Origin of the sequence: Altericroceibacterium spongiae, assembly GCF_003610805.1 — a bacterium.
Taxonomy (GTDB): Bacteria; Pseudomonadota; Alphaproteobacteria; order Sphingomonadales; family Sphingomonadaceae; genus Altericroceibacterium; species Altericroceibacterium spongiae.
Genome location: NZ_RAPF01000005.1, coordinates 44,624 through 59,496 on the forward strand (window position 1 = coordinate 44,624; position 14,873 = coordinate 59,496).

16 protein-coding genes are annotated in these 14,873 nt (G+C 55.8%); 12 read left to right on the forward strand and 4 right to left on the reverse strand.

The genetic code is table 11. The annotated features are described in order from the left end of the window. Nucleotides 1-121 precede the first annotated feature (121 nt). From D6851_RS10370 to D6851_RS10385, 4 genes are all read right to left on the reverse strand, one after another. The gene (locus tag D6851_RS10370) at nucleotides 122-556 is read right to left on the reverse strand and encodes an ExbD/TolR family protein (RefSeq protein WP_120324840.1); all 435 of its coding nucleotides are present in this window, start codon (nucleotides 554-556) and stop codon (nucleotides 122-124) included. Nucleotides 557-591: 35 nt separating this feature from the next. After that, nucleotides 592-1,128: an ExbD/TolR family protein gene (locus D6851_RS10375; protein ID WP_183030060.1), complete on the reverse strand. Its 537-nt coding sequence runs from the start codon at nucleotides 1,126-1,128 to the stop codon at nucleotides 592-594. 102 nt (nucleotides 1,129-1,230) lie between these two features. Further along, nucleotides 1,231-2,022, reverse strand: a complete 792-nt coding sequence (locus D6851_RS10380; protein ID WP_120324841.1) for a MotA/TolQ/ExbB proton channel family protein — start codon at nucleotides 2,020-2,022, stop codon at nucleotides 1,231-1,233. An 80-nt stretch (nucleotides 2,023-2,102) separates the two neighbouring features. Continuing rightward, entirely contained in the window at nucleotides 2,103-2,774 is a 672-nt protein-coding gene (locus tag D6851_RS10385; protein WP_120324842.1) for an energy transducer TonB, read from the reverse strand. 146 nt (nucleotides 2,775-2,920) lie between these two features. On the opposite strand from D6851_RS10385, the gene D6851_RS10390 reads away from it, so the two are divergent. The 12 genes from D6851_RS10390 (at nucleotide 2,921) to pheT (ending at nucleotide 14,746) form a co-directional block, all read left to right on the forward strand. After that, on the forward strand, nucleotides 2,921-3,112 hold the full coding sequence (locus D6851_RS10390) for a hypothetical protein (RefSeq protein WP_147395463.1): 192 nt from the start codon (nucleotides 2,921-2,923) through the stop codon (nucleotides 3,110-3,112). 127 nt (nucleotides 3,113-3,239) lie between these two features. Further along, nucleotides 3,240-4,121, forward strand: a complete 882-nt coding sequence (locus D6851_RS10395) for a hypothetical protein (protein ID WP_147395464.1) — start codon at nucleotides 3,240-3,242, stop codon at nucleotides 4,119-4,121. A 99-nt stretch (nucleotides 4,122-4,220) separates the two neighbouring features. Next, entirely contained in the window at nucleotides 4,221-5,531 is a 1,311-nt protein-coding gene (locus D6851_RS10400; protein WP_120324845.1) for a homoserine dehydrogenase, read from the forward strand. A 517-nt stretch (nucleotides 5,532-6,048) separates the two neighbouring features. Continuing rightward, nucleotides 6,049-7,032, forward strand: a complete 984-nt coding sequence (gene glpX / locus D6851_RS10410) for a class II fructose-bisphosphatase (RefSeq protein WP_120324847.1) — start codon at nucleotides 6,049-6,051, stop codon at nucleotides 7,030-7,032. A gap of 167 nt (nucleotides 7,033-7,199) precedes the next feature. After that, nucleotides 7,200-8,135: a ribose-phosphate pyrophosphokinase gene (locus D6851_RS10415; protein WP_120324848.1), complete on the forward strand. Its 936-nt coding sequence runs from the start codon at nucleotides 7,200-7,202 to the stop codon at nucleotides 8,133-8,135. Between the two features lies 1 nt (nucleotide 8,136). Beyond that, nucleotides 8,137-8,919, forward strand: a complete 783-nt coding sequence (gene hisN / locus D6851_RS10420) for a histidinol-phosphatase (protein WP_120324849.1) — start codon at nucleotides 8,137-8,139, stop codon at nucleotides 8,917-8,919. A 29-nt stretch (nucleotides 8,920-8,948) separates the two neighbouring features. Next, nucleotides 8,949-9,389 carry a gamma-glutamylcyclotransferase family protein gene (locus tag D6851_RS10425; RefSeq protein WP_183030061.1) on the forward strand — a complete coding sequence of 147 codons (441 nt, stop codon included), beginning with the start codon at nucleotides 8,949-8,951 and terminating at the stop codon, nucleotides 9,387-9,389. A 152-nt stretch (nucleotides 9,390-9,541) separates the two neighbouring features. Continuing rightward, nucleotides 9,542-9,745, forward strand: a complete 204-nt coding sequence (gene rpmI, locus D6851_RS10430; RefSeq protein WP_120324851.1) for a 50S ribosomal protein L35 — start codon at nucleotides 9,542-9,544, stop codon at nucleotides 9,743-9,745. Between the two features lie 32 nt (nucleotides 9,746-9,777). Continuing rightward, the gene (gene rplT, locus D6851_RS10435) at nucleotides 9,778-10,137 is read left to right on the forward strand and encodes a 50S ribosomal protein L20 (protein WP_120324852.1); all 360 of its coding nucleotides are present in this window, start codon (nucleotides 9,778-9,780) and stop codon (nucleotides 10,135-10,137) included. Between the two features lie 162 nt (nucleotides 10,138-10,299). Further along, nucleotides 10,300-11,193, forward strand: a complete 894-nt coding sequence (locus D6851_RS10440; protein ID WP_120324853.1) for a helix-turn-helix domain-containing protein — start codon at nucleotides 10,300-10,302, stop codon at nucleotides 11,191-11,193. Between the two features lie 62 nt (nucleotides 11,194-11,255). Beyond that, nucleotides 11,256-12,356, forward strand: coding sequence for a phenylalanine--tRNA ligase subunit alpha (gene pheS / locus D6851_RS10445; protein WP_120324854.1), 1,101 nt, complete (start codon nucleotides 11,256-11,258; stop codon nucleotides 12,354-12,356). After that, complete coding sequence (gene pheT, locus D6851_RS10450; protein WP_120324855.1) at nucleotides 12,353-14,746, forward strand: phenylalanine--tRNA ligase subunit beta; 2,394 nt, start codon at nucleotides 12,353-12,355, stop codon at nucleotides 14,744-14,746. The genes pheS and pheT overlap by 4 nt, the downstream gene beginning before the upstream one ends. Nucleotides 14,747-14,873 lie beyond the last annotated feature (127 nt).

The following is a 14,873-nucleotide window of genomic DNA, read 5'->3' on the forward strand; positions in this document are numbered from 1 at the left end:
GTACAGATTCGGACAATGTGTGGCGATGATAACAGACACAGAAGTTAGGCCGTACGTAAGCTGGATAACAAAAAAGGGACGGATTGCTCCGCCCCTTTTTTGCTAAACCGATGCAGCTGAATCAGCCAGCTTTTCCGAAAGAGCGGTATTTGTCATTTCCGACAAACCCGAATTTGGAAACACCCGATCCCTTGATAATGTTCAGCACCTTGGCTGAAAGATCGTAACTGGCCATTGATTCCGGCTCAAACTGCAGTTCGGGCTCAACCGGGAAACTGAGTGTTTCCTGAAGGTTGGCCATGAGCTGATTTTGATTGATCGCTTCACCATTCCAGAGGATTTCATCCCGCTGGGTAAGAACCACCTTATTCTTCACCGGGTCGACGTTGTCGGTCGGTGCGTTGGAAGGTGTCGGAAGATCGATATCCACAGAGTGGGTAGCAACCGGAATGGTGATGATGAACATGATGAGGAGAACGAGCATGACGTCGATAAGCGGCGTCGTGTTCATTTCCATCATCGGCGAGCCATCATCGCTGCCGCCTGACATTGCCATGAGATGTTACTCCTGAATTTCCTGAGCCAGGTCGATCAACCGTTGGGATCGACCGGGTTCGAGATGAAGCCAACGGTTGGATAACCGGCTGCCTGGACGTTAAAGATCGTACCGGCAACACAGCGCCACGGGGCGTTGACATCACCGCGGATATGAACCTGTGGGATCTTTTCCGGATCTGCGATAATTGCTTCGATACCGCCTTCGCGCTGAACGATATTGTCGAGGCGTTCAAATGCCTTGTCATACAGTTCCTGCGAATCGACCGGGGTAATATTGTTGAAATAGACCCGGCATTCACCGTCGCGGCTCGCACCTTCATAACCGGGATCGCCTGCACTGCGGCCTGCGGCATCGGTTGTGGTGACGGTCAGCAGAAGATTCTCAACCTTATCCTTGGATTCGGTCGATTCGAAAATCGGTATTTTCAGCTTCTCGATCGTCTGGATGGCGACCGGGACGGCGATGAGGAAGATGATCAGGAGCACCAGCATCACGTCCACCAAGGGCGTGGTGTTGATGTCCGACATCGGGGTCTCGCCGCCGCCGCCGCCGCCTGTCGAAATGGCCATGGTTTCTGTCCTAACTCAAAACTTCGTTTTTGGGTGGGACGGGCAAGCCCGCATGCCGGATTTCCCGTCCCTGAACCCAGACGACGTGTTGAGGCTTGTGCCTCAGGCCTTTGTGGCCGGCTTGGCGGTGGTTGCCGCCGGCTTCGCGGCAGTCTTGCCTGCCTGCTGGGTGGAGGCCTTGGTCATGACTTGCGGCTTCACAGCGCCATTGGAGCTGATGTTGGCCAGCAGGTCGGTAGCAAAACCGCTCAGCAATTCGGCAATACGCTTATTGCGGCTCTGCAGCCAGTTATAGGCCAGCACGGCCGGAACAGCCACGAGAAGACCGATAGCGGTCATGATGAGAGCTTCACCGACCGGGCCTGCAACCTTGTCGATCGAAGCCGAACCGGCGAGACCGATGCTGATGAGAGCACGATAAATGCCGATAACCGTACCGAGCAGACCGATGAACGGTGCGGTAGCACCCACGGTAGCGAGGAACGGCAGACCGCCGGAGAGGCGAGAATTGATCGATGCTTCGGAACGAGCGAGCGAACCGTGCATCCACTCATGTGCTTCGAGGCTGTCTGTCATTTTGGTGTGCTGCGACTGAGCGGCCAGACCGTCATCGACGAGCTGACGCCATGCGCTGTTCTTTTCGAGTTTGTTAGCACCTTCCTGAAGAGTGTTAGCTTTCCAGAAGCCGTTACGGACGCCCTTATACTGGCGAAGGATCTTGTTCTGCTCGAGCAGCTTGGTGATCAGAATGAAGAAGGTACCGACGGACATGATGACCATGATACCGAAAATGGTCTGCGCAATCAGACCGCCTTGTTCGAGGGCTTCCGTGAAGCCGAAGGCGTTCTGCGGCGCCGCTTCGCCGCCAGCAGCGGCCAGAATGTCGATAAGCATGCGGGTTAGTCCTCTCTAGACAAAAGCAAGTGAAATTGTGGAAGCGCCCCTCTCTCCGCGAAAGGGGCGCAGAGATTAAATCAATCGGGGATCACCCACCGAACAGCACTGGTATAAGATCCGGTAGTTTCATTACCGTTCCCATCCTTTGCCGGCCGGAAGCGAGCGCGGCGTGTCACATTCTTGCAGGTCGCTTCGTCGAGGTCTGGATGACCGCTCGAACCGATAATCGTGCAATTTTCAACACGCCCGTTTGTGCCAACCGTGACCCGGAAGCGGGTTACGCCTTCACGTTCTTCACGCAGAGCACGTGAAGGATAATCGTTCGGCGTTGCCCAGGTACCCGGATTGTTCCGCGGTTCCGCAGGCTTCGGATCGAACCGAGGCGGCGGCGGGGGCGGCGGAGCAGGGGCTGCCGGAGGAGGCACAATCACCGCAGGCGGAGCTGGCGGCGGAATATTGATCTGTGTCTCGATCTGAGGCGGCTTCGTGCTCACATTAATCGGTGGCGGCGGCGCAACCGGTGGCGGCGGAGCCGTTTCAGGTTCAGGCGGCGGAGGCGGAGGTTCATCCTCCGGCTCGGGGGGCGGGGGTTCATCGATATCCACCGTCGTCACACGCTCAATGACCTTCTGGGCAGCCGAATAGGCAAGCCCCGTGATCAGCACATATCCGACAGCGAGGTGGATGAGAACAACGATGATAATGGCAATAATCTTATTGCCGCTCATTTGTTGGTCAGCGTAAGCCATCCAGTCGCATCACTCCATTTGCGGCTACCGGGCATAACCCGGCGGTACACCAAATCAGGAACTCTATCCTGACAGGTGCTAACGAAACTTGTCCACCCTAAATACCTGCGGGCAAGCACCGGCAGATGCCGGGCGGTGTGACAGGCATGAACGACTTATTTAATGTTGTCAAAGCGCCGTTTTCTGCGGAGTGTTTAGCGAGCGATGCCCGCTGGGGCAATCGCTTTGTCAATCCAGCCGTGAATCATGGGGCGGTCGTTTCACTTGAAATGAAGAGGCGGACGGATATTGCAAGGCAATGCAGTGTTAATGTTCTGCTAAGCATTCTCGGCTTTTGAACACGCAGAAAAGTGCGATATTTTAGCGCAAAAATGTATCCGAAAAGGCGTGGCTCGGGAGCGGAAACCTGCTCTATACGTTCAGCGCTAAGAACGGTTGCAGGCTATGAAAGGCAAGAAAATGTTTTTGACGATTCGTTCCGGCTGGCGGGCAATGACGTTGCTGGGCATGCCCGTTATGCTTACCGGATGTGTCTCTGCGCTTCAGGCGCAATCGCCATTGCCTTCTGCAACGCAAACCGATTCGCAGGCTACTTATGCCGATCTGGTTGATCTGGCGGATCGGGCGAAGCTGGTCATCAAGGCCCGTATTACGGATCAGGCGACGGTTGAGCCTGAGCGGGCTCCCGGGCTCAAGTCTGGGTATGTTCGTCTATATGTGGAAGCGGAAACCGAGGCCTTGTTGGCTGGGCCATCCGCGCAAGGCGCGTCATTCGTTTATCTGGTCGACTTGCCAGTGGATAAAAATGGGAAGGCGCCCAAGCTCAAGAAGCAATCTGTGATTATTTTCGCCAATTCCGTTCCGGGTCGGCCGGGGCAGTTGCGGCTGGTTGCACCCGATGCGCAACTGCCGGCGACACCGGTTCTTGAGGATCGTCTTCGCCCGATTCTTACCGCTGTGTCTTCTCCTGATGCACCGCCGGAAGTGACCGGTGTGCGAGAAGTGATTTCGATCGACGGCAATCTCGCTGGCGAATCGGAAACACAGTTTTTCCTCGATACGAAAAACGATGAACCTGTTTCGCTTACTCTGGTTCGTCGCCCGGGCCAGCAACCGCGCTGGGGTGTGTCATGGAGTGAAATTGTGGATCAGGCAGCCGATGCACCGCAGCCTGACACATTGGAGTGGTATCGCCTCGCCTGTTTTCTGCCGCGCTCTATATCGAATTCCGCCTTTTTGCAGACCAGCGGAGCAGCGCGTTATCGCGCGGAAGCGGATTATAAGTTGATTCTGCAGGGGTTAGGCGATTGTGAACGCCAGCATGATTGGGCGCCCAAACCGGGTTAAGGCGACATAATATTGCAATCCACAGCCATATTTGTGAAATCGGCCTAGCCAAATAGCGCTTTGATCCCTAATTCGCGGCGCGAACGAGAAAGGGATTGCATGGCTGAACCGCTTCGTATCGCACTTGCTGGACTGGGAACTGTTGGCGCTGGCGTCATCAAGCTGATCGAGGCCAATGGCCCGCTGATCGAGAAGCGGGCAGGCCGTCCTATCCGAATTAGCGCCGTAAGTGCGCGCGATCGCAGCAAGGATCGGGGCGTCGATCTTTCCCCTTATGTCTGGGAAGACGATATGACCGCGATGGCAGAACGTGACGATGTCGACCTCGTGGTCGAACTGGTCGGCGGATCTGACGGTCCGGCCCTTACACTTGCCCGCAATGCTCTCCACGCCGGTAAATCGCTGGTCACCGCGAATAAAGCGATGATCGCACATCATGGCCTTTCCTTGGCTGAGGAAGCTGAAAAACGCGGCGTCGCGCTTAAGTTCGAAGCGGCAGTTGCAGGCGGCATTCCGGTGGTCAAAGGCCTGCGGGAAGGCGCGGCGGCCAATGAAATCGACCGCATTTACGGTATTCTCAACGGCACCTGTAATTATGTTCTTTCCACGATGGAAGATACAGGCCGTGACTTCGGCGATGTACTGAAAGAAGCTCAGGAGCTGGGTTATGCCGAAGCGGACCCCAGTTTCGATATCGAAGGTGTCGATGCAGCGCATAAGCTCGCCATCTTGTCAGCGATTGCCTATGGTGCACGGGTTGATTTCAATGCTATCGATATGTCCGGCATTACGCGGATCCGCGCTGCGGATATAGCGGAAGCAGCTTCGCTGGGATATGTCATTCGTCTTATCGGTATGGCTGATACCGATCACGAAGCCGGTGGGGCGCCTCGTCTCTTTCAGCGTGTTCAGCCTTATCTTGTTCCGCGTGACCATCCGCTGGCAGCGGTTGACGGTCCTACAAATGCTGTCGTGCTTGAAGGCAACTTTGTCGGTCGCTTGCTGTTTCAGGGCGCTGGGGCCGGCGACGGGCCGACGGCCAGTGCGGTGATGGCCGATATTATCGATATTGCACGCGGTGAAGAGAGTGCACCTTTCTCAATACCGGTCGAACAGCTGGACCGTTTGGAACCTGCCGAATCGGGCCATCGTCTCAATCGTGCCTATTTGCGCTTCACTGTGACTGACCGGCCAGGCGTGCTGGCGGAGATTACCGCTGCCATGCGCGATGCGGGTGTATCGATAGAAAGTCTGATTCAGAAAGGGCAGGCGGGCGATTCGGGTGAAGTTTTGGTGGTGATGGTTACGCATGAATGCGCTGAACATTGTGTGACAGATGCACTCAAGCTTCTCGAAGGCTCTGAAAGCCTGACTGAAATGCCGCTCGTTATGCGTCTTCTTGGAAGCTGATGTCAGTCGGCCGGTTTCCGGCCTTTAGCAATCAGATCGGCGTCTGACCCCTCGGGAGGTTCGGGCAATGACTGGAAGTCTATCATATAGACCGGTGGCGCTGGGCATCTCTGAATGCCGCACCCTCTCATACTTGCCTGTCCGTATGCTGTCAGACTGGCTGCTGCAACATTTGGGGCATGCACCATGCCATCATCCAGTGCTTCTTGTGAGTGCGGGTCAAGATCTGCTGTAGATTGCACGCGGAACTGCGATTGCTCTTCCAGTTCTTTGCACACTATTATTTCATTAGTGATAGTTTGCTGTGGGCAGCGAGGCTTCTGGTCATCCGGCGGGGGAGGGCCATAAACTTCTTTTGCTTTGGCAATGGCATCTTCCGCCGTGATCTGGGCACATGCTATCGACGGAAGTGCAAAAAGTGCACCATATATAGAAAGCAGAGGACTTACTATTCTCGACATTCGAAAGTCCTCGTCCTAAGCCTTTCAATGACCTGCCGAGAGGGATTGAACTGCACATGAACAAAAAAGAGATCACCGCCAGCAAGGTACTTGACCGCGTGCTGGTGCTGGAAATGGTGCGCGTCACCGAAGCCGCTGCGATCGCAGCCTCCAACCTTGTGGGGCGGGGCGATGAAAAGGCTGCCGATGCTGCTGCAGTGGAAGCTATGCGGAAAGCGTTCGACGAACTTTATATGGATGGCACTGTCGTCATCGGTGAAGGCGAACGGGACGAGGCACCGATGCTCTATATCGGCGAAAAGGTTGGGGGTGCTCCGGGCAAAGGGCCTAAAATCGATATTGCGCTGGATCCTTTGGAGGGAACGACGATCACCGCCAAGGCGGGACCCAATGCTCTTGCCGTTCTGGCGGCGGCGGAAGAAGGTTGCCTGCTTAACGCACCCGATGTCTATATGGACAAGATCGCAGTAGGTCCCGGTTACCCTCCAGGTGTCATCAGCCTTGAAAAGAGCGTGACCGAGAATGTCGAATCTGTGGCCAGAGCCAAGGGCGTTTCGCCGGCTGAAGTTATCGTTTGTGTGCTCGACCGGCCGCGTCATGCCGATATTATCGCTGAATTGCGCAAAATCGGTTGTGGGATTTATCTCATTCCAGATGGCGATGTGGCCGGTGTGATTGCAACCACCGATGAGGACACTACGATCGACATTTATATGGGGCAAGGCGGTGCTCCCGAAGGCGTTCTGGCTGCGGCCGCTCTGCGCTGCGCCGGAGGGCAGTTTAATGGTCGTTTGGTTTTCCGCAACGATGATGAACGCGCTCGTGCCCGCAAATGGGGTATCGACGATCTTGATCGCATTTATTTGCTGGAAGACCTCGCTAAGGGTGACTGCATCTTTGCCGCAACCGGCGTGACCGACGGGTCTCTGCTTGAAGGGGTTAAGCGTCTGCGTGGCGGTAAGATGACAACGGACAGCGTCGTAATGCGTGCAAGTTCCGGTACTGTGCGCTGGGTTAAAGGCGAACATCGTACGGCGTAACAGGCAGCTAGTGTGCCACCTCGGCCCTGTTCGGTTCAGGAGCTGGTGCCAGAAGCACACAGAAGGCCTGCTTTTATACCGAGCAGGCCTTCTCAGGTTGCAATCATATGACTCTTGTCTAGAGCCGCGGAAATAAGCGTATCTGTGCAAGAAAAGGGCTTCCTCCGATGAAGATCATGGCCGGCAACTCCAATCTGCCGCTCGCCAGGGCAATTGCTGCCTATCTCGAACTGCCTCTGACCGATGCTTCGGTCCGCCGGTTTGCCGACGAGGAAATCTTCGTCGAAATCCATGAAAATGTGCGTGGTGAGGATGTGTTTCTCGTGCAGTCGACGAGCTATCCCGCCAATGACAATCTGATGGAATTGCTGATCTGCATCGATGCGCTGAAGCGTGCATCTGCCAAGCGAATCACAGCAGTGGTCCCCTATTTCGGCTATGCTAGGCAGGACCGTAAACCCGGGCCGCGTACACCGATTTCAGCCAAGCTCGTGGCCAATCTGATTACTCAGGCCGGCGCTGATCGTGTGCTTTCGGTCGATCTTCATGCCGGACAGATTCAGGGCTTCTTCGATATTCCGACCGACAACCTCTATGCCGCACCGACTATGGCAGCCGATATTCAGGCGCGTTACGGTCATGAGGAACTGATGGTTGTGTCTCCCGATGTCGGTGGCGTGGTCCGGGCCCGGGCACTGGCCAAGCGACTCGATAACGCTCCGCTGGCCATTGTTGATAAACGTCGCGATCGTCCCGGTGAATCGGAAGTGATGAATATTATCGGTGATGTGAAGGGCCGTGCCTGCATTCTGATAGACGATATTGTCGATTCGGGCGGGACATTATGTAACGCAGCGCAGGCCTTGCTCGATAACGGAGCCAAGAGTGTGGCAGCCTATATTACCCATGGCGTGCTATCGGGCGGTGCGGTGGCGCGCGTAAACAATTCTGCGCTTAAGGAACTTGTGATCTGCGATACGATCCTGCCGACGGATGCGGCCAAGGATTCTGATAAGATCCGCATAGCCACCATTGCGCCCCTGATCGGCGAAGCGGTACGCCGGATTGCGGATGAAAGTTCGGTTTCGAGTCTGTTCGACTGATATGGATCTGCGGGTTGATATCACTCTGGCGGGTTGTCTGGCCGATGCTGCCAGGGAAGCGATTCGCCCGCATTTTCGGACACCGCTCGACCCTGAACGGAAAGGCGATGCCTCGCCGGTCACGGTCGCGGATCGGGCGGCAGAAGAGGCTATGCGGGCCATTCTTAATGAAGCTGCACCTCAGGATGGGATCGTCGGTGAGGAATTTGGTACATCCGAAGGCCTGTCGGGTCGCCAATGGGTTCTCGATCCGATAGACGGGACAGTAGGCTTTCTTGCCGGCCGGCCAATATTCGGAACATTGATAGCCTTATTGGTCGAGGGCTTCCCGGTATTGGGAGTGATCGATCAGCCGATTCTCGGCGAAAGATGGCTGGGCGTGACGGGGCAGCAAACAACCCTTAACGGCAAGCCGGTTCATACACGGCGCTGCCGCGAATTGAACGGGGCTGTACTGGCCACCACCGGTCCGCATTATTTCGATGACCATCAGGGTGAGCACTTCATGGCCCTTGCTGCCAGGACTGATCATAAGCGCATGGTGATGGGCGGCGATTGCTATAATTACGCGATGCTTGCGTCAGGCCATGTCGATATTGTCTGCGAAGCCGGGTTGAAGCTTTATGATTTTGCTGCGCTCGTACCGGTTGTCGAAGGTGCGGGTGGATCGATGAGCGACTGGAATGGAGATCCGCTCCATGCAGATTCGGATGGCCATGTCATTGCTCTGGGCGATCCCGCCAGGCTCGACGATGTGGTCGAGGCGCTTGCTTGCACTCATTGATCGTCGTTTCGTGACAGGGGAGGCCGATTGTGCCCGATCGGGTAACGCATTTGTTCTTTTACGGTGTGTTGCTGGGCGATGTCGCTCCTCCTGCTGTTAAGGCATTGCTTGCTGATCTCGGGCCGGGGCGGAAAGGAACGGTGCAGGGGATGCTTTATGCAGTGCCTGATCCAGAGGGTTCCTATCCTGTGCTAATAAAGGGAACTGCTCGGGTGCATGGCATGGTTCATGAGGCAAGGGGTGTAGATATGGCTGCGCTTGATCTCTTCGAAGGAATCGATCCGCATGATCCTGCCAATAGCGAATACCGCCGTATCGTTATGGAAGCGGTACTAGAGGATGGGTCGACTATGATGTCTCAGGCTTATTTCTATAATCGTGAGATTGGTGACCACCTGGTGCCGTTAGAACATGGCGATTTTACTCGCTATTTACTGGAAACCGGTTTCCGGCCCTATTCCGGCGAATGAGAAGTGCCTGCCCTGTTCACAACCTCTTTGGGCTTGCTTTTCAGCTAGCGGCGGCATAAAGGCGCTGCCTTCATTGACACGATTTCCAAGGCCGGTCTGGCGACAAGGGCTGCCAGGGCTGGTCAGACGTGTCTCGAACAAAGGAGACGAAAATGCCCAAGTTGAAAACCAAGAGCGGTGTTAAGAAGCGTTTCAAGCTCACCGCCAATGGCAAGGTCAAGCACGGCGTTGCTGGTAAGCGTCACCGCCTTATCAGTCATAATGCCAAATATATCCGCCAGAACCGTGGCACTTCCGTCCTGTCCGATGCGGACACCAGGACGGTGAAGAAATGGGCCCCATACGGCCTCGATTGAGCCCGTTCTTTCAGGAAATCAGGAGCTAGACCATGCCCCGTATTAAACGCGGCGTTACCACGCGCCAGAAACATAAGCGGTTGCTCGATCAGGCCAAGGGTTATCGCGGCCGCCGCAAGAACACGATTCGCGTTGCTCGCCAGGCTGTCGAAAAAGCCGGCCAGTACGCTTATCGTGACCGTAAGATCAAAAAACGGAATTTCCGTGCCCTGTGGATTCAGCGTATCAACGCTGCTGTCCGCGCCGAAGGTTTGACCTACTCGCAGTTCATGCACGGTGTGAAGCTTGCCGGCATCGAACTGGACCGTAAGGTGATGGCTGATCTTGCGATGAATGAAGGCGCAGCCTTCAGTGTCATTGTGAAGCAGGCGAAAGACGCACTTCCGGCCTGACAACTTCCAGTCATACTATATTATTTGAAAAGGCACCGGCTTTACCCGGTGCCTTTTTTATTGCTTGCGATACTATATGGTATATTCCGGAATGGTTGTGCTGATAGCGCTAGCTAACTCAGTATTTCATCGGAATGCCAAGAATTATCGAGTTTCTGTAGAATGCAAAAGAATGCCGCGGTAAAGGGAAGTTCCTATCGCTTTAGCGAAAAGCTCAGCCCTTATTTCGCAACACTATTTGGCATTCGCATATGCTGTCCGCCGGATGAAGCAGTTTTTGATGTTCTTTATCCGGTTTCCACTGAGTTTCATTTCGTTAAAGGTCTGCCTCCCAGCGCGGCCATCGGCAAACAGCCGCGTCAGACAACATGGCCCTTTGTCGCCAACGGCCCTACCAGTCGCAGCATTCATTTCGAACTGGGTAATTGTTCTATCTGGGGTCTTGCTATGTATCCGCTTGGCTGGGCAAAATTTATGGATGTCCCCGCCCGCACCGTCACCGACCGTTTTTTTGACGGAAGTCATACTCCCCCTTTTCAGCAGTTCCGCCCGATTCAGGAAATTGTCGAGGCTGAAGGGCGTACGTCTGATGAGATTGCCGAATGGATTAGTGACTTTCTGTTGGAACAGCTGGATGAGCCGCCAGCGCAGGAAAAACAGATTCTAGCCTGTCAGAATGCCTTGCGCGATCCAGATATAGCGACCGTCATGCAATTGGTTGAACGGGTGGATATGTCAGCCCGTTCGCTGGAGCGGCTTTGCTCGCGCTATTTTGGTTTTCCGCCGAAATTTTTGCTCCGGCGGCAGCGTTTTTTACGAAGTATCGGCCGTTTCATGCTCGATTCTGGCCAGAGCTGGTCGGAAGTGCTGGACCCGCAATATTTCGATCAGGCGCAGTTTGTGCGTGAATTTCGCAGCTTCATGGATCTGACGCCCCGCGAATATGCCGATATGGAGCATCCCATCATGAATCTCGTTCTCAATCAGCGACTGACTGATTTGGGGGCGACACAGCATCCGGTTTCATCTGCCACTCGCATGGTAAGATGCAATTAGGGGTTGGGCTGAAGCCTTCCCGGGTCTAACAGGCCAGCCATACCTTCTTTGCGATAGAAAAAATGGCGGAACTGGAACAGATTGAAGCGGAAGCCCGCACTCGTATTTCCGAGGCGGAAAGCCTTGGTGCGTTGGAAACATTGCGCGTAGAGTATCTTGGCAAGCAGGGCAGCGTATCTGCATTGCTGAAGACTCTTGGTAAGATGAGCCCGGAGGAACGGCAGGAAAAGGCCCCGAAAATTCAGGGCTTGCGGCAGGCAGTTGCCGGCGCACTGGCTGATCGCAAACAGGCAATGGAAGCTGCCGAACTGGAAGCGCGACTGGCGGCTGAGACGCTCGATTTGTCACTGCCCGAACCTGCGGAGCCCAAAGGCTCGGTTCATCCGGTCAGTCAGGTGATGGACGAATTGGCGGAAATCTTTGCCGATCTTGGTTTCGCGGTCGCGACGGGGCCGGAAATTGAGGATGACTGGTATAACTTCACGGCGCTCAACATGCCTGAGAGCCATCCGGCACGGGCGATGCACGATACGTTCTATTTTCCCGATCAGGCGCCGAAGGGCGGCCGGATGCTGTTACGAACGCATACCAGCCCGGTTCAGGTTCGGACAATGATGGCAGAGGGTGCGCCGGTTCGCATTATCGCACCCGGCCGGGTCTATCGGTCGGATAGCGATGCGACGCATACGCCGATGTTCCATCAGATTGAAGGCCTGGTAATTGATCGCGATATTCATCTTGGCCATCTGAAATGGACGCTGGAAACGTTCCTCAAAGCCTTCTTTGAGCGGGATGATATCGTATTGCGCCTGCGCCCCTCTTACTTCCCTTTCACCGAGCCTTCGGTGGAAGTGGATGTTGGTTATTCAGTCGAAAAAGGCCGCCGTGTGGTTGGCGGATCGGGTGATGCGCCAGGCCATGCCTGGATGGAGGTTCTCGGTTCCGGCATGGTCAACCGTCGCGTTATTGAAATGAGCGGGCTCGATCCCGATGAATGGCAGGGTTTCGCCTTTGGCACCGGCGTCGACCGGCTCGCCATGCTCAAATATGGCATGGACGATCTTCGTGCTTTCTTCGATGGCGATGTGCGCTGGATGGCGCATTACGGATTTTCCGCGTTTGACCAGCCCACACTTTCCGCCGGTGTAGGAGCCAGCGCATGAAATTCTCCCTGAACTGGCTGAAAACTTATCTGGACACCGAAGCATCGGCCGACGATATTGCGGCGAAGCTCAATGCGATCGGTATCGAAGTCGAGGGACTGGAAGATCCGGCAGAGACCTTGGCGGGGTTTCGTGTGGCCCATGTGCTGACAGCTGAAAAGCACAAGGATGCTGACAAGCTTCAGGTGCTTAGCGTGGATACCGGGGAAGGCGAAGCATTGCAGGTGGTCTGCGGCGCACCCAATGCGCGGGCCGGGATGAAAGGCGTTCTGGGGTTACCCGGTGCGGTCGTGCCGACCAATGGTATGAAGTTGCGCAAGAGCGCTATTCGCGGTGTTGAATCCAACGGTATGATGTGTTCGGCACGTGAGCTCGATCTTGGCGACGATCACGCCGGAATTATCGAACTCCCCGATGATGCGCCGATCGGCACGTCGTTCGCTGAATATCGCGCATCTTCACCCGTTTTCGATGTGGCTATTACGCCTAATCGCCCCGATTGCATGGGGGTATACGGCATAGCGCGCGATCTGGCGGCGGCAGGTCTTGGTACACTGAAGCCTCTTGAAATCAACAAGACGGAAGGAACATTTCCCTGTCCGGTCGAAATTCGGATCGATGAGCCCGAAGGTTGCCCGGCCTTTTTCGGTCGCGTGATCCGCGGTGTGAAGAATGGGGTTTCACCGCAGTGGATGCAGGATGCCCTGCGCGATGCAGGGCAGCGCCCGATCTCGGCTCTGGTGGATATTACCAACTATCTGATGCTCGGTCTTGGCCGTCCCGCTCATGTCTATGATCTCGCTAAGCTCGAAGGTCCGGTTGTCGCTCGCCACGCAAAGGACGGCGAACAGGTCCTGGCGCTGAACGAAAAGAGTTATACGCTTGAACCCGGCATGACCGTGATTGCTGATGATCAGGGTGTGCATGATATTGCGGGTATTATGGGGGGTGAGGAGTCCGGCGTTTCTGAAGAAACCACCGATGTTCTTCTCGAAATCGCATATTTCAATCCCGAAGCAATAGGCGTTACCGGTCGCAAGCTCGGTCTTGCCAGCGATGCGCGCACACGTTTCGAGCGTGGAGTCGATCCGGCTTTCCTTGATGACGGGCTCGATCTTCTGACACAGCTCATTCTCGAAATCTGTGGTGGCGAAGCTTCCGATATCGTCCGGGCCGGAGCACCTCCGCTTGGCGCCCGAACGGTATCCTTCAATCCGGCATTGACCGGCAATCTGGGCGGTGTCGATGTGCCTGAGGCAGAGCAACGTGCCATTCTCGCAAAGCTCGGCTTTATGGCGAGCGAAGACTGGCAGGTCGGTGTTCCTACCTGGCGCCCCGATATCGAAGGTCCTGCCGATCTGGTTGAAGAGGTGGTGCGTATCTATGGCCTCGATAAGGTGCAGAGTGCCGCATTATCGCGTGTGGAAGGCGTCGCCCGTCCGACCGCCACGCAGCAGCAGAAGGTGGAACGGCGGATACGCCGTGCTGCTGCTGCGCGAGGCCTGAATGAAGCGGTGACATGGTCTTTCATCCCGGTGCCGGAGGCAGAGCATTTCGCTATCGATAGTCAGGCTCTCTGGCTGCTCGACAATCCGATCAGCGAAGACATGAAGGCGATGCGCCCGTCGCTTCTGCCGGGGCTCCTGTCGGCAGCCAAGCGCAATATGGATCGTGGAGCGCAGGGCATCCGTCTTTTCGAAGTCGGTCGCCGTTATCTGCGTGGTGCGGACGGGATGAGCGATGAACGGCCGACGCTGGCGGTGCTGCTTGCCGGTGAAAGGGCCCCGCGTGACTGGGCTGCAGGCAAATCTGTGCCGTTCGATGCTTTCGATGCTAAAGCGGAAGCTCTGGCGCTGCTGAATCAAGCGGGCGCACCGGCTGACAGGTTGCAGGTGATGGGCGAAGCCGGGCACCAGTTCCATCCTGGCCAGTCGGCGACCTTGCGGCTTGGCCCCAAGAATGTCCTGGCCCGTTTCGGCACCTTGCACCCCCGGACGCTGGAAGCGTTCGATATTGAAGGTCCGGTTATGGCTGTGGAAATTTTTCTTGATGCTATTCCGGGTAAGAAGGGCGGGCAGAACTTCGCTCGTCCTGCTTATGCTCCCCCGACTCTGCAAACTGTGATGCGCGATTTTGCCTTCCTGGTTGATACGGATGTACCGGCAGGCGACCTGCTGCGCAGCGTGAAGGGCGCCGATAAAGCCAATATCGTCGATGCGCGTATCTTCGACGATTTCCGGGGCGCTGGCGTGCCTGAAGGGAAGAAATCGCTGGCGGTAGAAGTGACTCTGCAGCCGGGCGAGAAAAGCTATACGGAAGAAGACCTCAAGGTGATTTCCGACAAGGTCGTGAAAGCCGCCGCAAAACAGGGAGCTGAGTTGCGGGGATAGGTTGTCAGCACAATCATCCGGCTTCGGCTCGCCTCGGTGTTTCGCGCAGTTTTTCCTGAGTTGGAGAGCGCGGAGCATTGAGCGGGGCCGGGATGATGGTGTGTTGCCCTTACCGCTTCTCCTCACA

Excerpts from the sequence above, each read along its gene's own strand:
- D6851_RS10415 (WP_120324848.1), top strand. The coding sequence starts at position 7,200 with ATGAAGATCATGGCCGGCAACTCCAATCTGCCGCTCGCCAGGGCAATT.
- D6851_RS10375 (WP_183030060.1), bottom strand. The coding sequence starts at position 1,128 with ATGGCCATTTCGACAGGCGGCGGCGGCGGCGGCGAGACCCCGATGTCG.
- hisN (WP_120324849.1), top strand. The coding sequence starts at position 8,137 with ATGGATCTGCGGGTTGATATCACTCTGGCGGGTTGTCTGGCCGATGCT.
- D6851_RS10370 (WP_120324840.1), bottom strand. The coding sequence starts at position 556 with ATGGCAATGTCAGGCGGCAGCGATGATGGCTCGCCGATGATGGAAATG.
- D6851_RS10385 (WP_120324842.1), bottom strand. The coding sequence starts at position 2,774 with ATGGCTTACGCTGACCAACAAATGAGCGGCAATAAGATTATTGCCATT.
- D6851_RS10390 (WP_147395463.1), top strand. The coding sequence starts at position 2,921 with ATGAACGACTTATTTAATGTTGTCAAAGCGCCGTTTTCTGCGGAGTGT.
- rplT (WP_120324852.1), top strand. The coding sequence starts at position 9,778 with ATGCCCCGTATTAAACGCGGCGTTACCACGCGCCAGAAACATAAGCGG.
- pheS (WP_120324854.1), top strand. The coding sequence starts at position 11,256 with ATGGCGGAACTGGAACAGATTGAAGCGGAAGCCCGCACTCGTATTTCC.
- D6851_RS10380 (WP_120324841.1), bottom strand. The coding sequence starts at position 2,022 with ATGCTTATCGACATTCTGGCCGCTGCTGGCGGCGAAGCGGCGCCGCAG.
- D6851_RS10440 (WP_120324853.1), top strand. The coding sequence starts at position 10,300 with ATGCAAAAGAATGCCGCGGTAAAGGGAAGTTCCTATCGCTTTAGCGAA.
- pheT (WP_120324855.1), top strand. The coding sequence starts at position 12,353 with ATGAAATTCTCCCTGAACTGGCTGAAAACTTATCTGGACACCGAAGCA.
- rpmI (WP_120324851.1), top strand. The coding sequence starts at position 9,542 with ATGCCCAAGTTGAAAACCAAGAGCGGTGTTAAGAAGCGTTTCAAGCTC.
- glpX (WP_120324847.1), top strand. The coding sequence starts at position 6,049 with ATGAACAAAAAAGAGATCACCGCCAGCAAGGTACTTGACCGCGTGCTG.
- D6851_RS10400 (WP_120324845.1), top strand. The coding sequence starts at position 4,221 with ATGGCTGAACCGCTTCGTATCGCACTTGCTGGACTGGGAACTGTTGGC.